This window comes from Actinoplanes sp. NPDC026619 (assembly GCF_040638295.1).
Lineage (GTDB): Bacteria > Actinomycetota > Actinomycetes > Mycobacteriales > Micromonosporaceae > Actinoplanes.
This window is the reverse complement of sequence record NZ_JBEZYA010000005.1, coordinates 181549-196794: the sequence shown is the minus strand read 5'-3', so window position 1 is coordinate 196794 and position 15246 is coordinate 181549. Positions and strand designations below refer to the sequence as shown.

Sequence of the window (15246 nt, the reverse complement as noted above, 5' to 3'; positions counted from 1 at the left end):
AAGTCACCCAACTTCAAGTGCCTTGCTGAACATCGCGCGGTAGCTGTCATGAGCCAGGGGCAGTTCTCCCAGCGCGTCCTCGGTGAACCACGCGATCACATCGTGTTCCTCCGGCGCGGCGTTGGCCGGAGAACCCACCCACGCGTCGACCAGCCAGATCTGCATGTCGAACGTGGCACCCCGAACCAAATGCACGGGCGGCCCCGCCGGCGCCTCGATGTCGATGCCGAGTTCCTCGCGAAGCTCCCGAGCAAGCGCCGCGCCCGGCAGTTCCCCGGGCTCCACGTGCCCACCGGGCAGGTCCCAGACGTCGGGATATACAAGGCGCCGGGGAGATCGGTGACAGAGCAGCACCCGATCACCGTCCCGCAGCAAGGCGGTGACGATGCGAGCTTTAGGAGTGCCTTCCGCGGAAATCGTCACGGGCGCATCCTGCCACTCGTCCGCTCCCCTGCCCTCGGCACCGATCCCGAGCAGCGACCAGCCGGAGCGGGGTCTCCCCCAGCTTCTCCGGACAGCCAGCCGCCGAGAGCCGACGGTGGCTGCGGTTCGGTGTCAGCCGTGCCGGGGCGGTAGTCCTTTTCGGGCTGGTGTCAGTGGGGTGCGGCGGGCCATGCGGCGTAGTACGGGTGGGGCGATGAGGAGGCCGGCCAGGGCCCAGGCGCTGAGGGCGGCCACGGTTTCGAGGTGTCGCCAGGAGTTGCCGATCTCGGTGGTGGCGGCGGAGGCGGGCAGGAGTGCGGCTCGCATGCCGAGGCCTAGCCAGTAGATCGGGAAGGTTTGGGCGAGGCCTTGGAGCCAGCCGGGTAGGGCGGTGATCGGGTAGAAGATGCCGGAGACGGCGATGACGGCGAGCACCGGCAGGGTGAGTACGCCTTGGCTGCGGGCGCTGGTGAAGATCGCTCCGAGGATGGCGCCGGCGGGCAGGGTGGCGGCGAGGCCGAGTAACAACATCGTGGCCAGCAGGAGCCAGGCGGCGGGGCGGTGAAGGGCGAGTCCGTGGATGAGCAGCAGGGCCGGGAGCAGGAAGAGGGCCAGGTCGAGGAGCAGGCCGCCGGTGACGGAGATGAGTTTGCCGGTGAGGTAGCCGAGCATGCCGTGTGGGGTGGCTTTGGCGCGGAGCAGGGTGCCGTCCTCGTGGTCGGCGGTGAGGTGCTGGCTCATGCTGATCATGGCCATGGCGGTGTTCATGCCGAGGATGCTGGGCAGCAGTGCGGTGCCGAATTGGTGGTCGCGCAGGAACCAGAGTGCGATGAGCATCAGGGCCGGCCAGAGCAGGTGGTTGAACAGGTCGCCGCCGTTGGTGACGGACTGGCGTAGTTCGATCAGGCCGCGGGAGCGGCCGGCGCGCAGGGCGGCGTTCATCGGATGAGGGCCAGGTAGGTGTCTTCGAGCGACGTACGGCGTACCTCAATGTGGTGAAGGTTTTCGCCGTGTTCTTGGTAGAGGTCGTGGACGAGGCGCGCGGGGTGGTCGGTGGCGTGGGTGTGCGGGGTGCCGTCGAGTGTCCAGCGGACTTCGGTGTGGCGGATGAGGTCGCGGTCGGTGGCGATGATGCGGCCGGCGTTGAGAACGAGGATGCCGGTGGCGAGGTGTTCGGCTTCGTCGAGGTCGTGGGTGGTGAGCAGGATCGTGGTGTGGTGTTCGGTGGCGAGGGTGCGCAGGAGCTGGTGGAAGTCGTGGCGGGCGGCGGGGTCGAAGCCGGTGGTGGTTTCGTCGAGGAAGAGGATGTCGGGCCGGCCGGTGATGCCGATGGCGACGTCGAGGCGGCGGCGCTGGCCGCCGGAGAGGGTGCGGATCTTCTGGTCGGCCTGGGCGGTGAGGCCGACGGCGGCGAGCAGGTCGTCGGGGTTCCAGGGGGTGGTGTAGGGGGTGTAGTAGGCGCTGATCTGGGTGAGGAGTTCGCGGGGGCGCCATTTGCCGTGGTCGCGCCAGGTTTGCAGGACGACGCCGATGCGGGCTCGCCAGTGTTCGTCGGCGTGGGCGGGGTCGGTGCCGAGGACGTGGACGTGGCCGGCGGTGCGGGTGCGGAAGCCTTCGAGGATTTCGATGGTGGTGGTTTTGCCGGCGCCGTTGGGGCCGAGGAGGGCGAGGATGTCGCCGGGGTGGGCTTGGAAGGTGATGTCGTGCAGGACGTCAGTGGTGCCGTAGCGCATGCGTAGTCCGGCTACGTCGATGGTCATGGGTTGGTCTCCCGCCGTACGGCTGCGGTGAGGGTGTCGCGGTTGATGCCGGCGAGGTGGAGTGCTCGGGGGACGGTGCCGGCGGGGGTTTGCAGGATGCCGAGGAGCAGGTGGGCGGGTGTGGTGTCGCGGATGTGGTGGGCGGCGGTGACGGCGCGTTCGATGGCGGCTTTGGCGGTGGCGCCGAGGTGCGGTGTGGTGTCGGTGGGGGTGGCTGGTGGGAGGTCGTTGGTGAGGTGGACGCCGGCGGCGGCGAGGCTGTGCGTGAATTCGCGGTCGAGGGCGGCGCGGATGGTGGCGTGGTCGAGGCCGGCGGCTGCGCCGTCGTGGGCGAGGGCGAGGAGCAGGTGGTGGGCTTCGATGGTGGTCGAGCCGTCGGTGCGGGCCTGCTCGGCGGCTTCGGCGAGGATCTGGGAGAGGAAACTGCTCATCCTGTACGCCTCCGGAGGCTGACGCCGGCGGCGATGAGCCGCTGGGCGTGTTTCTTGTAGACGGCTTGGCGGGTGACGGCGAGGGCTTCGGCGACTTGTGGCCAGGTCCAGCCGGTGCGCATGGCTTCTTCGACGGTGGTGTCTTCGAGGCGGTCGGCGAGTCGTCGTAGTGCGCCGACGGCGGCGAGCCGGTCGGCGACGTCGCCGGTGATTTCCACGGACATGTAAGCAACCGTAGTTGCTTATCGTCGAGATAGTCAACCAAAGTTGCTTAAGGTAGATTCTCGGCATGCGCGTGCTGTGGGTTACCGGATTCCTGGACTCCCCGAGCCGGGAGGCGGAGCCGTTCTGGCTGGCCGTCACCGGGACGACGTTGTCCGGGCGGCGCGGCGGCGGTGCGTTCGCGACCCTGCTGCCGGCGGACGGGGACGCGTGTCTTCGCGTACAGGTGATCGGGGCGTCGGAGAAGCCGAAGGCGCACGTGGATCTGCATGTGGCCGATGTGCCGGCGGCCGCCGGCGAGGCTCGGGCGCTCGGTGCGGCGGAGGTCTTCGCGGAGGAGGGCCTGGTGGTGCTGCGCTCCCCCGCCGGCGTGCTGTTCTGCCTGGTGGCGTGGGGCGGACAGAGCGAGCGGCCGGAGCCGGTGCGGTGGCCCGGCGGGCAGGCCAGCGTGGTGGATCAGCTGAGCCTGGACATTCCGGCCCGCGACTACGACGCGGAGATGGCGTTCTGGGCGGAGTTGACCGGGTGGGAGCGCCGGGCGTCGGATCTGCCGGGGTTCGCGTTCCTGCAGGGGGACGCGTCGCTACCGATGCGGTTTCTGCTGCAGCGGATTGGGTCGGGCGCCGCCGGCGTACACCTGGATCTTGCCTGTGATGGGGTTGATGCCGAGGTGGAGCGGCATGTCGGGCTGGGTGCCTCGGTGGTGCGGCGGGTGCCCGGGGACTGGACGACGTTGCGGGACCCGCTCGGGCGGGAGTATTGCGTTACCGGTCGGGCGCCCCGTGGGCGTGGATGACGGCGCCGTGAGTGGTGACGCCGGCGGTGAGTCGCCAGCCGGGTAGGGACTCCAGCTCGGCGGGCTGCCAGAACCGCTTGATCACCTGGAAGGTGCGGCCGTCGTTGAGCACCCGCTCCTGCAGGTCGCCCTCGATGCGCTCGGGGCGGTAGGAGTCGAGCAGGAAGACGCGGCCGCCGGGGCGCAGAGCGGTGGCGACCTGCTGCCAGAACCCGTCGAGGCGGTCGGCGGGCACGTGCGACAACCAGTAGCTGAAGAAGACGGTGTCGAACGCGGCGGGCGGTGGCGACCAGTCGAAGATGTCGGCCTGCACGTAGGTGACCTTGCCGGTGCCGCCGGTGCGGGCGCGGTTGAGCTCGAGCGTCTCGGTGTGGGCGTCGACCGCGGTCACCCGGGTGGCGTGCCTGGTCAGCCGCTCGGTCCACCAGCCGGTGCCGGCCGCGAACTCGAGCACGTCACCCTCGGGGCGGAACCGGTCGAGGGTCTGGGCGGCCTCGTCGATGTCGGCGAACCAGTGCTCGCGGGCCTGCTCGTCGAGCGCGTAACGGCCCTGGCGTTGCCACCACTGGTCGTACTCCCCCGCGCGGTGCCGGTAATACTCCCGCTGCTCGGTCAACTGGTCCATGTCGATGACGTTAGTGACCGGGGCAACCGGATTTTCCTGGCATGATCGCGAGGCGTACGCGGAAAGTGTCGGTGCCCCCTGCTAAAACTGTTGGCACAAACGTTCGAAGGATCGGAGATGGGCGTGGCCCGGGGTTTGAGCACCGAGGAGTTGACGACCATCCGCGACGGGGTGAGCGCCGGGCGCAAGCCCCGGGTGCAGTTCACCGAGTCGGCGGGGCAGATCGCCGGCCAGATCGGGCAGGTCGTGTCGCTGGGCGATCCGGCGGAGTCCGACGAGTTCGTGATGGTGCGGTTCGGGCGCGACGAGCTGCCCTTCTCCCCCGCCGACCTGCAGGTCGCGCCCAAGGGAGCGACCGCCCGCAAGGCCGCGCCGCCGCCGGCGCCCGCGCAGGCTGCTCCGCCGGGGCCGGAGTTCCTGCTCGACAAGCCGAAACCCAGCTTGCCGAAACCCAGCGTGGCGGCGCCCGCCGTGCCGCAGCCCAAGGACGAGGATGGTCCGGTGCAGAAAGACGACGTAATCGCTCCGGCTCCGCGTAAGGCAACCCCGCCCCGGGCGGCCAAGGCGAAACCGGCGCCGGCCCTGACGGTCACTTTGGCGTACGGCGAGGGCGAGTGGACGGTCGCCGCCGCCCAGGGCAGCAAGGTCCTCGCGAAGCCCTATGTGATCCGGCCCGCCGAGGCGCTGCGCATGGTGTCGCTGGTCGATGTGCCGGGCGTGCAGGAGGCCGTCGAGCAGATCCTGTCAGCCGAGCGGGCCGAGGCCGAGCGTGAGGCGCAGCGGTTACGGGCGGAGCTGGCCGAGGTCGAGGCGCGGCTGGCCGAGCTGGGCGAGGCAGGCGGTTCAGCCGTCTAGGGCGGGCGGCAGCGGCAGGTCGAGGGCGCTGACAAAACGGGCCGTCTTGATCTCAACGAACACCTCGGCGTCGTCCAGGTCGTCGACGTCCGCGTCGTCACCGTCGTCGAGGTCGTCGTCCTCCGGGTCGACGTCCTGGGCGAGGAAGGTGACGAGCTGCTCCTGCTTGGCGAGCACCTCGCCGCCGCCGGGGTGCAGCGTGGCCCACCAGGCGGCGAGACCGGCCGACTCGCGGATGACGTCGGTCGGGGCCGACGCCGAGTCGTCCTCGAAGTAGGTGCGCGGGGTGACACCGAGGTAGGCGATGCCGGTCCCGGCGCCCGGCGGGGCGTAGGTGACGATGGTGAAATCGCTGTCGTGGATGTCGAGCAGCATCCACGGGTGGTCGCCGGCCGGGCGGCTGTCCGGTTCGGCGTCGTGCCATTGCTCTCCGTCGTACAGGTAGGTGCCGAAGAACCCCATGTCAGGCGGGCCTTCCTTCCTTGGCGGCGGGTGCCTGCGGGAGCGCCCGGCCCGGCCGTGGCCGGACCCGGGTGTAGTCGTCAGCGCGGGTCTCGTCGACGACGTGCGGGAGTTCCATCTCGTCCGCGCGCAGCTCGGCGAGGGTGCCGTCGATGCCCTCCATGATCAGGCGGGTGGCCTTCATGGCCCGGGCGCCCGGAGTGCCGGTCACCGACGACAGGTCGACCGGGGTGCTGCCGATCCGCACATGCACCACCGGGCGGTGCCGCATCGCCTTCAGGATCGACCGGACCAGGTGTTTCGGGGTGTTGTAGGGCAGCACGGCGTGCGCGCCCCACTGCGCGACCGGCAGCACCGAGGCACCGGACGCCTCGGCCATCCGGGCGACGCCGGTCTTGCCCCGTTCCGGCCACATCCACGGGTCCAGGCCGATCCGGCCCTCCGGGTAGACCAGCACCATCGCCCCGCCGGCCAGTGCCTCCGCCGCGGTGGGCAGCGCGTCGGCGACGTTGGTCTTGCCCCGGTCGACCCGGATGTGCCCGGCCGCACGCATCGCGGCCCCGGCGATCGGAGCGTCGAAGAGCCCGCCGGTCGCCATGATCCGCGGGCCGATGCCGAGCTGGTGACAGGCGGCGGTCATCACGATCGGGTCGAACGGGCTGACATGGTTGGCGGCCAGGATCAGCGGGCGGCCACGCAGCTCGGCCGGCACGTCACCGGACACCCGCAGCCGGCACAACGGCCACACCACGATCCGCCCGATCACCATCATCGCGCGCCACGCCCATGGCACCTGCCAGGTAGAACTCTCCATAAGGCCGCCAATGATCGCACGCCGGGGGCCGCCGCGAAATCGGGTGGACCACACCTCCCCCTGTCCGCGATCGTGCTCACATGAACGCCGAGGAACGCATCTGGTCCCGCCTGCCCGACGGCATCCGGGAGGCATTGGCCGGCCTGTCCGGCAGCGAACTGCAGTCGGTGTTGCTGGCGGTCGGCCGCGACCGCGCCGCCCGGCAACGCCCGGCCGACGTGCTGCGCCGCTGGCGCGAGGACCGTTTCGTGCGCCCGGCCGGCGACCCACGCCCGGTGGCCGCCATCGAGAACCGCCTCTGGCAGATGCTGCCACCCGAGTTCGACGCGGTCGAGTTGTCCCCGGTGGTTCCGCTGGGCACCTGCACGGCGGTGGCGCCGCTGAGCCAGAACCGCGTCGTCACCACGATGCGGCATTCGGAGGTCGTCAGCGACAGCACCAACGCGCTGGCGGTGGAGGCCGCCGACCGCCGCTCCCGGCAACCGGCCGCCGGCGAGGTGCACCTGGCGGCCTGCCACCGGCTGCTGCGCGCGCAACGCTTCCCGGACGGGTGGAGCGCCCACTTCCGGCTGTTCGCCCTGGTCTCCAGTGCCCGCGACACCGGCTCGGCCCGCACCGAGACCCGCCTGCTGCAACTGCACACCGACTTCTGGCAGCGGGTCATGACCGCACTGATTCCGCACGCCGGCCCGGCGGTCCTCTACACCACCTTCGCCGGCCCGCCATTGCTGCAGCCGGGCCCGCTGCTGCACGAGGAACCGTCCCGGGAGCGTGGTCGCGGCTATTACACGAGCACCGCCCTGCGCCTGACCGCCGGCGACGACATCGAGCTCGGCGACGGCGGGCTGACCACGTGGACCGCTCAGCTGCTCGGCGACGCCAAGGAACGCTGCCTGGTCTCCTGCATCGCCACCGAACGCCTCACCGAACTGGCCGACTGACCGCTTCCCGGGCGTCGATCAGCTCCGCCCAGTGCTCCTGGGCCCAGGCACAGGCGGCGGCCATCGGCTCGATCAGGCTGCGGCCCAGCGGGGTCAGCGCGTAATCCACCCGGCGCACCGGCCCCGGGTGGCTGGCGCGGTGGACCAGCCCGTCGCGCTCCAGCGTCCGCAGCGACTTGGTGAGCGCCTTCGCGGTGACCCCGCGCATCGGGACCCGCAGCTCGGAGAACCGTCTAGGCCCGTGCTCCAGGCACCGGACGATCATGCCGGCCCACTTGTCGCCGACCCGGATCGGCGACAGATCGGACGGGCAGACCGGGTCGAACATCTCGGGATCCAGGGGCGTCGTCACGGCCCCACCGTAGTCGGTATCCGATCGGTAACCAGGCGCCCGGATACGGTCGGCGGCGAACACGAGGAGGCGGTATCGGAATGGCAAAAATTGTGATCTTCGGAGCCGGCGGCCGTGCGGGCCGGGCGGCTGTCGGCGAGGCACTCCGGCGCGGCCACCACGTCACCGCCGTGGTCCGTGATCCGGGCAGGCACGGCGACCTCGCCGCCGATGGCGTGCACTTGGTGGCCGGCGACGTCACCGACGGCGACAGCGTCGCCCGGGTGGCTGCCGGGCACGACGGCGCGATCAGCTCCGTCTACGACCCCGCGGCGCAGCCCGACATCCTGTACACCGCCGCCGCCCATGCCCTGCTCACCGGCCTGGCAAGCGCCCGGGTGGGACGGCTGCTGGTGGCCGGCCTCGCCTCGGTGCTGCCGGACGGCAACGGGGTGGCGCTGATGGACCTGCCCGGCTACCCGCAGGAGTACCGCTCGTTCTACCTCGGCCACGCCGCCGGCACGCAGGTGCTGCGGGCGGCGACGACCGACGTGGACTGGCTCGTCGTCAGCCCCGCCGGCGACTTCGACCACGCCGGGCGCGGCAATGGGCGCTACCGCACGGCGAGCGCCGACGCGGCCAGTCGCATCTCGTACGCCGACTTCGCCGTCGCCCTGATCGACGAGATCGACACCGCGGCCCACCACCGGGTCCACCTCGGCGTCGAGGCCGCCTGATGGCCGAGGAGATCACCGACAGCCCGGCCCCGTGGGTCGCCGACCACATCCGCCGGTTCGTCGAGACCGGCGGCAACCCCCGGCCCGGCACGAACGACCTGTTGCTGACCACCCGCGGCCGCCGATCCGGAAAGCTGCGCCGCACCGCGCTGGTCTACGCCACCGACGCCGACCGGTACGTCGTTGCCGCCTCCAACGCGGGCGCCGACCGAAACCCCGCCTGGTATCTCAACCTCGTCGCCGACCCTGACGTCACCGTGCAGGTCGGCGCACTCAGCCGGCCGGCCCGGGCATACCCGGCGCCGGCCGCCGAGCGGTCGCGTCTCTGGCAGCTGATGATCACGACGATGCCGTCCTACCAGGACTACCAAAACACCACCACCAGGGAAATCCCGCTGGTGATCATCGAACCTTCGGGAGCTCACGCCCGCCGCCGGGACAGACCGATGACGTCGGGGCGCCGCTGAGGGCGACCGGGCCAGCAGCGCGGGGACAGGGCGCGGGCTCGGTGGCTTTGACTCAGCGGCGTGCGTCAGCGGCGTGGGTCAGCGGCGTGGGTCAGCGCGGCCGGCCGGCAGCCGTCCAGGTCCGGTGTCGGCCGGTCGGAGATGATCTCCGCGGTCACCAGCCGGCCGACGGCCGGCGCGAGGCACACCCCGGAGTGCATGACGGCCACATAGATGTCCGGCGTCAGCCAGCCGATCACCGGCCCGCCTACCGGCATCGGCCGCACCCCGACCCGCCAGCCGCGCAGCAGGTGATCACCGCCGGTGAAGGTGTCCTGCAATTGGCGCAGCGCCCGGTGAGCCGAGTCCCGCAGGTCGGCCCACGACCACTCCGGCGGGAGCGCGGCCGCGACCAGCAGCTCCCGGTCCCGCACTTCCCGAATCTCGAGCCCCGGCGAGGCCACGATCCCGCGGACCAGCCCCGCCCGATCAGCCCGGATCCGGATCAGCAGCGCCGGCGAGACGCCCCCGATCCGCCCGCCTGCCCCCAAGCCGGCAACCCCGACCGCGCTCGGAGCGGCCGCCGTCCCCGGGCCAGGGCCGGCTCCGCGTGCCGACACCTGCCCGAGCACCGCGGCTCCCTCTCCGGCGATGGTCGCCCGCCGTGCCAGCGCGGCCGTTCCCGCACCGGCTGCCAGCACCACCGCGGACGCCGGAAGAAACCCCACCGTCGAGTCGACGCCATCCGCCCGAATCCCGATCACGGTCGCCCCGGACACCAGCCGCGCGCCGAACCGGCCGGCCGCCGCGAGAAGCGCACGAGCCGCCCGCACCGGATCCACCCCGCCATCACCCGCGGTATAGATCGCCCCTTCCGGGAATATCCGCAGATGAGGCTCGAGCATCGCAATCTCATCCGCCCCGACCAGAACCGGACCGACCCCATCGGCCTTTCCCGGCCCGGAGCCGTTCCCGGCCACCGCCTGCCGGAGAGAACCGGGCCCGGAGCCGTTGCCGGCCACCGCCTGCCCGAAAGATCCGGGCCCGGAGCCGCTACCGGCCACCGCCTGCCGGAGAGAACCGGCCCCGGGGCCGATCTCGGCCGCCACCTGCCGCGGAGAACCCGGCCAAGAGTCGCTCCCGGCCGCCGACCGCTCGGCTACCGCCCGAGGAGCACCGGCCTCCGGCGGCCACCTCAGCGACCCGCACCAGCGCACCCCGACCTCGGGAACCTCCCGCTCGACCCGCCGCCAGTCAGCCGACACGAACCGGGCCAGACCCGCCGCCCCGCCCGGCCAGTCGCCGCTCTGGTCGCCGCCGATCCACGCGAACGACGCCGCCGTCACCCCGGCGTCGCGGCCGATCACGACGACCGGCGCACCGGCCCGGGCCAGGTGGTAGGCGATCGACGCGCCGACGATGCCGGCGCCGACCACCACGATCGGCCTCACCGGTCGGCCATGCCCTCTTCGGCGACGGTCAGCCACTTCTCGACGGTGGCCGCGTCATGGTGGCGGATCGACCAGTCGACCTGCCGCAGACTCATGTGCGCCCAGTAGGCCCGCCGGCGGCGCGCCGGGATCAGGGCGAGGCGTTCGTCGACGGGGCCGGTCAGCGCCGGGGCCATCCCGCCCAGGTAGAACCGTAGCGTGACCAGGTCGAGGTGCCGGTCGCCGCGGACCGCGCCGTCCCAGTCGACCACCCCGGTCAGCCGGCCGTCGTCGACCAGGACGTTGCCGGCGTGGAAGTCCATGTGGACCAGGTCGTCGCCGATCATCTGCGAACCGGACGCCGCGCCGGTCGCCCGGACCCGCTCGAGCAGGCGGGCGGACCGGTCGCTGTATTGCCGCAGCGGCTCGTGCAGGCAGAACCCGGGCCCGTCGGCGGTCAGGTGCAGCGGGGCGGGCTGCGGCGCCGGCTCGCCGGCCAGCACTCCGGCCAGCCGGTCGTTGACCTGCAGCATCTGCCGCACCAGCGCCGTGTCGAGGGTCACCGGCGGCACCCCCGGCAGTCGTTGCTGAACGATCACCCGCACCCCGTCGACCCGGGCGGTCAGCTCGTGCCGGGCGGTCGGCACCCCGGCCTGGCGGGCCCGGTCGGCGAGCGGGCCACACTGGGTGCGCGCCGAGGTCAGCACCGAGCGGCGCCCGTCGGGCCAGCTCACGTACGCCGCGCCGATCTCGCCGCCCGGGCACGGTCCTTCCAGGACGAGCCGCACTCCGGTGATGTCGAAGATGCGGTCGAGGACGCGGGGCGCGTCGAGGCGCGCCGACTGCGGCCACGCGTGCGTGGTCACGGGCGCTGCCCGGCATTGGTCACGACGACCCCCGACTCGTGACGGCGAACAAAATCCTCCGGCCTGACCGTAGTCCGCCGGGCCGCACCGCGGTGTCGGCCAAACGACCCTAGTCGATCCGGGATATTGACGCAGCCGATCATTCTGGAAGTGTGGTGGTGCTGAGCCGGGTCGAATCCGGCCAATGGGTCAAGTGGCGGGTCGGCCGCCGCCGACTGGCGTGGCGTCCCGGCGCCGGTGCGCCCGGGACGTTCTCGATCCCGTCGGACGATCTGGGACTCGTGATCGGCGTGGTCGTGCTGAGCGTCGTGCTGCTGGTCTGGTCGGCCGCGCTGCTGGCCACCGCGGTGGTCTGGCCGGCCCGCGTCATCACCGGCCGTTGGCTGGTGGTGGCCTACGTCGTGGACCGCCACGACGACGATCCCCCGCCGCAGCGCCGGCAGGTCAGGGGCCGCGCGGCGGCAGACGTGCTCGCCCGTCAGTGGGCCGCCGACATCAAGCGGACCGGCCGCCCGCAGTCCTAGTTGGGGCCGCGCTGCCGCAGGTAGGCGAGGACCGCCTCGCGGGTGGTGCGCACCCCGAACAGGGCCCGCGCCTCCGCGATCCGCCGGTTCGCGGTGCGCAGCGACAGGAACTCCGCCGCCGCGGCCGCCGCGATCGTGTCGCCGGCCGCGAGCCGGTCGAGCAGCGCCCGCTGCTCCGGCACCAGGTCAGCGACCGCGTTGCCGGCGCCGTCGGATTCCGGGGCTGCGCCCTGCCGCACCTGCCCCAGCCGGGAAAGGTCGTCCACCAGGGCCCGGCCCAGGTTCGACTCGGAGTCGCAGATCGCGACGACGCCGGCGCCGCGCGCCGCCGCCAGGACCGCCAGCTGCAACGTCTCCGGGTCGGTGATCCGGCCGTGCAGCACCAGGCGGTTGCCGGTCACGTCCCACGCCGGATCGGGCAGGGCGAACCCTTCGCGGGCGACCCAGCCGTCTCGGATCAGACGGCGCAGCACGGTGTCGGCGTCACCTGGGGTGGAGACGACGTGGCGAGGAGCGTCGGCTTGTCTGGTCACCGGCCATCCTTGTGTATCTCTGGGGAACTCGGGAAGGTGGCGAAGGCGAGGGCGGCGGCTTCCGTTCGTGTTCTGGCGCCGAGCTTGCGCATACCGGCGCGGATGTGGGTGTCGACCGTCTCGGCGGAGATGCCGAGCTGCCCGGCGATGCGCCGGGTCGGTTCCCCCGCAGCAACCAGCCGCAACACGTCGGTCTCCCGGCGCGTCAGCTGATCTCCGGAGCGGGGGCTCCGGGTGTCGCGGTGCACATGATGCCGGCGCAGACCACGCCGGGCACGCCCGGCGAGAACGGTCAGCCCGGCCGCGTCGGCGAGCCGCTCGGCCTCGAGCAGCGCGTCGACGGCCCGGCCCGGATCGGCATCGGTCAAACCGGCCGCGAGCAGGCACCGCACCTGCTCCCGCAAAGCGACGGGCCGCCACCCGTCGGCGGCTGCCGCAAATCCGGTACCGGTAGCCCACGCGGTCAAAGTGCGCCGTGCGGGAGTCGGTAAACCTGACGGAATGGGCGGAGCACCCATCGCGCCAAGATCGTAAGCGGCCCAACGGGCCGTGATCGCATGCAACCCGGCGATGAGGCCATGGCCCTCACCAGGCGTTTCCCGGACAGCCCGGTCGGGTTGCCCGTCAAGCCAGGCCGTCTCGCGTGTCACCCATCCGACAGCGTCATGATCCGGCCCGGCATCCAGCCGAGCCCGCGCCGCTCCAAGCAACCCGGTGTCGGCTTCGATCAACGCACTCGCCGCGGTCGCATAACCCCGGGCCTCGTCCGGAATGGCACGATCCGCCAGGTTCCCGCTACGCCGCAAAACCTCATCCGGCGCGGTCCGAGCGGTCAGGTCCCGCTCTTCATCGAGTACGCGGTCGGGTCGTCCCCCAGCACCAGCACCCGAACCAGCCGCCTCGCCGGCCTGAGCGAAACCAGCGCTCCCCGCGCCGCCACCGGCCCCACCCGGCCCCGCCCGCCCCGCATCGCCCGACAACCCCGGCCCCGGCACCGCCACGCCCGGCCAGAGCAGCCCGGCACGACCGCTGCCCGCGCCGGTCGGGCCGGCGCCTGAGGTCGGCACGGGCGCGGGATCGTCCGGCCGGGAGGCTTGGTCCGTCCCAGCTGTGGCGCCCGCCGCGGAAGAAATCACGCCGGCCGTAGGCGCGGCGCCGGCGGCGGCCGGCTGGGCAGTTCCGGTCACCGTGGCGTCTCCACCGCCGGTCGTCGCCGCGTCACCCGCTGCCGGCGGCGCGGATACCCCGGGTCCGGCGGTGTCCGAGAGCGCTCCCGCCCCGGGCACGGGGGAAAGGCCGGCGCCGTGCAGGGCCACCGCCCAGTCGCCGGCCGCCTCGAAGCGGGTCTGCCAGCCGTAGGACAGGTCCGCCGCGCACTCCCGCGCCGCCCGGGCCGCGGCGACCGCCGCCTCGGTCAGCCGGCCGTCGGCGATCAGGTGCTCCACCAGCAGCCACGCACTGAAGCGGATGATCTGCGGGTCACCCGGGAGGGCGACCACCGCGGACAGCGCCTCGGCCCAGCCGGGACTGCGGTTGGCGGCCGCCACGGCGGCCAGGGCCGCGGCCACACCCTGCGGCGGGCGCGGATAACGGGCGCTGACCTTCTCGGCGAGGTCCTGGGCGGCGACCGGGTCGGTGGCCAGCTCGGCCAGCAGCAGAACCCGGTCGCGGGCCGCCAGCACCGGCGCCGGCGACGCATCGGAAACGCCGGCGACCGACGCCCGGGCGGCCGCGGGCGAGCCGGCCTGCAGCAACGCCTCGCCGCGCAGCACGTCGGCCTCGACACCGAGGGCGCCGAGCGCGGTCGGCACGCCGGCTTCGGGACCAAGAACACCAAAAGCGGTCGGCAGGGCGCCGAACGTGAGTACCTTCGCCGCGGCCGCGGCACGGCCGGCCGACAGGGCCGCGTCGGCGGCGGCCAGGCGCACCCGGGTGTCGATCGGGGTGTCCAGGTCGCAGGCGAACAGCAATAGCGCCGCCCGTTCGCCGCCGACCGCTTGATCGGCAGCCTGCAGGGCCTTGCGGTGGGCGCCGGCCAGGTCACCGGCGGCGGCCAGGTGCCGGGCGGCCTCGGCCGGCGGGGTCAGCTCGGCCAGGCGGGAGTGCAGCTCGACCCGGCCGGCCGCGTCGAGCAGGCCGGCCGCGGTCTCCGCCACATACGTCGACACCGGAACCAGCGTCCCGTCCGGGCCGGCCGTGATCAGTCCGGCCGCGTGCAGGTCGGCGGCCCCGGTGCCGAGCAGCGCCGCCGGAGCGGGCCGGCCGAGCAGGCCGAGCGCGGCCAGAGCCGTACGGGCGGGGCGGGGCAGATCGGCGAGGGCGGTCGCTATGGCGTACGCAATCTGGTCGATGCCGGCATTGCCGGGCGCCCGTCCCGCCGCAGCCTGCCGGGCCAGAGCGGAGATCGCGAGAGGGTTTCCGCCGGCCCGGTCGACGATCGCGGCCAGCGACGGCTCACTCAGGCCGCCCGCGGTGTGGCGGGCCAGGCCGAGGGCGGCTTCCCGGTCGAGCGGGGGCACGGTGAGCCAGGCCGCCGCGGTCGTCTGCAACGCCTCGACGCAGGAAGCGGGAAGGCGGTGCGGGGTGCGCAGGGCGACCAGGACCCGGCAGTGGGCGGCCAGCAGCGGCAGGGCGGCCAGGGTGGCGGGATCGGCGTACTGGATGTCGTCCAGCACCAGCAGGCCGCCGCGCACGCGAGAACGGACGGCCTCCGCGAGCAGATGCACGTCGTGGGCCGGCAGCCGGGCGCGGACCGCCCGCGACAGGGCGAGGGCCGGGGTGGAGCGCAGCATGGCCAGACCGCCGCCGGTGTGGGCGGGGCCGGGCACCGCGGCGGCGATGCGGCGCAGCATCGTGGTGCGGCCGCTGCCCGGCGGGCCGGTGATCACGACCAGGGCGGGACGGTGCAGCAGGGCAGCGGCGGAGGCCAGCGGGTCAAGATCTTCCGCCACCTGCGCCCCTTCCCTTCTGTTACGTCCGACGGCTCTGGCACGAACACGGGATCCCGTGCCGCAGCCCGATCCGTAGGCTGTGCCGTGGCGGGCACCGGG

General features: G+C 72.9%; 19 protein-coding genes. 6 read left to right on the top strand and 13 right to left on the bottom strand.

Translation table 11 applies throughout. The features are described from left to right. Positions 1-3 precede the first annotated feature (3 nt). The 5 genes from AB0E90_RS13870 to AB0E90_RS13850 all read right to left on the bottom strand — a co-directional run bounded on the left by AB0E90_RS13870 (position 4) and on the right by AB0E90_RS13850 (position 2838). Positions 4-423 (bottom strand): NUDIX hydrolase, encoded by a 420-nt coding sequence (locus AB0E90_RS13870; RefSeq protein ID WP_360403767.1) that lies wholly within the window; start codon positions 421-423, stop codon positions 4-6. A gap of 132 nt (positions 424-555) precedes the next feature. After that, the gene (locus AB0E90_RS13865) at positions 556-1365 is read right to left on the bottom strand and encodes an ABC transporter permease (RefSeq protein ID WP_360403765.1); all 810 of its coding nucleotides are present in this window, start codon (positions 1363-1365) and stop codon (positions 556-558) included. Then, a complete protein-coding gene (locus AB0E90_RS13860; protein WP_360403763.1) occupies positions 1362-2183 on the bottom strand; it encodes an ABC transporter ATP-binding protein in 822 nt (273 codons plus the stop codon). The genes AB0E90_RS13865 and AB0E90_RS13860 overlap by 4 nt, the downstream gene beginning before the upstream one ends. After that, positions 2180-2614 carry a Clp protease N-terminal domain-containing protein gene (locus tag AB0E90_RS13855; RefSeq protein ID WP_360403761.1) on the bottom strand — a complete coding sequence of 145 codons (435 nt, stop codon included), beginning with the start codon at positions 2612-2614 and terminating at the stop codon, positions 2180-2182. The genes AB0E90_RS13860 and AB0E90_RS13855 overlap by 4 nt, the downstream gene beginning before the upstream one ends. Continuing rightward, a complete protein-coding gene (locus AB0E90_RS13850; protein ID WP_360403759.1) occupies positions 2611-2838 on the bottom strand; it encodes a hypothetical protein in 228 nt (75 codons plus the stop codon). The genes AB0E90_RS13855 and AB0E90_RS13850 overlap by 4 nt, the downstream gene beginning before the upstream one ends. A 65-nt stretch (positions 2839-2903) precedes the next feature. Here AB0E90_RS13850 and AB0E90_RS13845 point away from each other — a divergent pair, with 65 nt between their 5' ends. Continuing rightward, a complete protein-coding gene (locus AB0E90_RS13845; protein ID WP_360403757.1) occupies positions 2904-3632 on the top strand; it encodes a VOC family protein in 729 nt (242 codons plus the stop codon). Here AB0E90_RS13845 and AB0E90_RS13840 read toward each other — a convergent pair. Continuing rightward, positions 3601-4257 carry a class I SAM-dependent methyltransferase gene (locus tag AB0E90_RS13840; protein WP_360403755.1) on the bottom strand — a complete coding sequence of 219 codons (657 nt, stop codon included), beginning with the start codon at positions 4255-4257 and terminating at the stop codon, positions 3601-3603. The genes AB0E90_RS13845 and AB0E90_RS13840 overlap by 32 nt on opposite strands. A gap of 117 nt (positions 4258-4374) precedes the next feature. Between AB0E90_RS13840 and AB0E90_RS13835 the strand changes: the two genes are divergently transcribed. Next, a complete protein-coding gene (locus AB0E90_RS13835) occupies positions 4375-5112 on the top strand; it encodes a hypothetical protein (RefSeq protein ID WP_360403753.1) in 738 nt (245 codons plus the stop codon). On the opposite strand, the gene AB0E90_RS13830 is transcribed toward AB0E90_RS13835, so the two are convergent. Beyond that, positions 5101-5574: a hypothetical protein gene (locus AB0E90_RS13830; protein ID WP_360403751.1), complete on the bottom strand. Its 474-nt coding sequence runs from the start codon at positions 5572-5574 to the stop codon at positions 5101-5103. The two genes, AB0E90_RS13835 and AB0E90_RS13830, sit on opposite strands and share 12 nt — an antisense overlap. A gap of 1 nt (position 5575) precedes the next feature. Next, positions 5576-6388, bottom strand: coding sequence for a lysophospholipid acyltransferase family protein (locus tag AB0E90_RS13825; RefSeq protein ID WP_360403749.1), 813 nt, complete (start codon positions 6386-6388; stop codon positions 5576-5578). 80 nt (positions 6389-6468) lie between these two features. Here AB0E90_RS13825 and AB0E90_RS13820 point away from each other — a divergent pair, with 80 nt between their 5' ends. Beyond that, the gene (locus AB0E90_RS13820) at positions 6469-7329 is read left to right on the top strand and encodes a hypothetical protein (RefSeq protein ID WP_360403747.1); all 861 of its coding nucleotides are present in this window, start codon (positions 6469-6471) and stop codon (positions 7327-7329) included. Here the strand turns inward: AB0E90_RS13820 and AB0E90_RS13815 are convergent. Further along, positions 7310-7681 carry a helix-turn-helix domain-containing protein gene (locus AB0E90_RS13815; RefSeq protein ID WP_360403745.1) on the bottom strand — a complete coding sequence of 124 codons (372 nt, stop codon included), beginning with the start codon at positions 7679-7681 and terminating at the stop codon, positions 7310-7312. The genes AB0E90_RS13820 and AB0E90_RS13815 overlap by 20 nt on opposite strands. Positions 7682-7761: 80 nt before the next feature. Here AB0E90_RS13815 and AB0E90_RS13810 point away from each other — a divergent pair, with 80 nt between their 5' ends. Further along, entirely contained in the window at positions 7762-8397 is a 636-nt protein-coding gene (locus AB0E90_RS13810; protein WP_360403743.1) for an NAD(P)H-binding protein, read from the top strand. Next, positions 8397-8864 carry a nitroreductase/quinone reductase family protein gene (locus tag AB0E90_RS13805; protein ID WP_360403741.1) on the top strand — a complete coding sequence of 156 codons (468 nt, stop codon included), beginning with the start codon at positions 8397-8399 and terminating at the stop codon, positions 8862-8864. Before AB0E90_RS13810 ends, AB0E90_RS13805 begins: the two co-directional genes overlap by 1 nt. A 65-nt stretch (positions 8865-8929) precedes the next feature. Here the strand turns inward: AB0E90_RS13805 and AB0E90_RS13800 are convergent, their stop codons facing one another. Beyond that, on the bottom strand, positions 8930-10294 hold the full coding sequence (locus AB0E90_RS13800) for an FAD-dependent oxidoreductase (protein WP_360403739.1): 1365 nt from the start codon (positions 10292-10294) through the stop codon (positions 8930-8932). Further along, the gene (locus tag AB0E90_RS13795; RefSeq protein WP_360403737.1) at positions 10291-11139 is read right to left on the bottom strand and encodes a phosphotransferase; all 849 of its coding nucleotides are present in this window, start codon (positions 11137-11139) and stop codon (positions 10291-10293) included. The genes AB0E90_RS13800 and AB0E90_RS13795 overlap by 4 nt, the downstream gene beginning before the upstream one ends. Before the next feature lie 152 nt (positions 11140-11291). On the opposite strand from AB0E90_RS13795, the gene AB0E90_RS13790 reads away from it, so the two are divergent. Next, positions 11292-11663, top strand: a complete 372-nt coding sequence (locus tag AB0E90_RS13790) for a hypothetical protein (RefSeq protein ID WP_360403735.1) — start codon at positions 11292-11294, stop codon at positions 11661-11663. Here AB0E90_RS13790 and AB0E90_RS13785 read toward each other — a convergent pair. Then, positions 11660-12196, bottom strand: a complete 537-nt coding sequence (locus AB0E90_RS13785) for a LuxR family transcriptional regulator (protein WP_360403733.1) — start codon at positions 12194-12196, stop codon at positions 11660-11662. The genes AB0E90_RS13790 and AB0E90_RS13785 overlap by 4 nt on opposite strands. After that, positions 12193-15147 (bottom strand): LuxR C-terminal-related transcriptional regulator, encoded by a 2955-nt coding sequence (locus AB0E90_RS13780; protein ID WP_360403731.1) that lies wholly within the window; start codon positions 15145-15147, stop codon positions 12193-12195. Before AB0E90_RS13780 ends, AB0E90_RS13785 begins: the two co-directional genes overlap by 4 nt. Between the last annotated feature and the right edge of the window lie 99 nt (positions 15148-15246).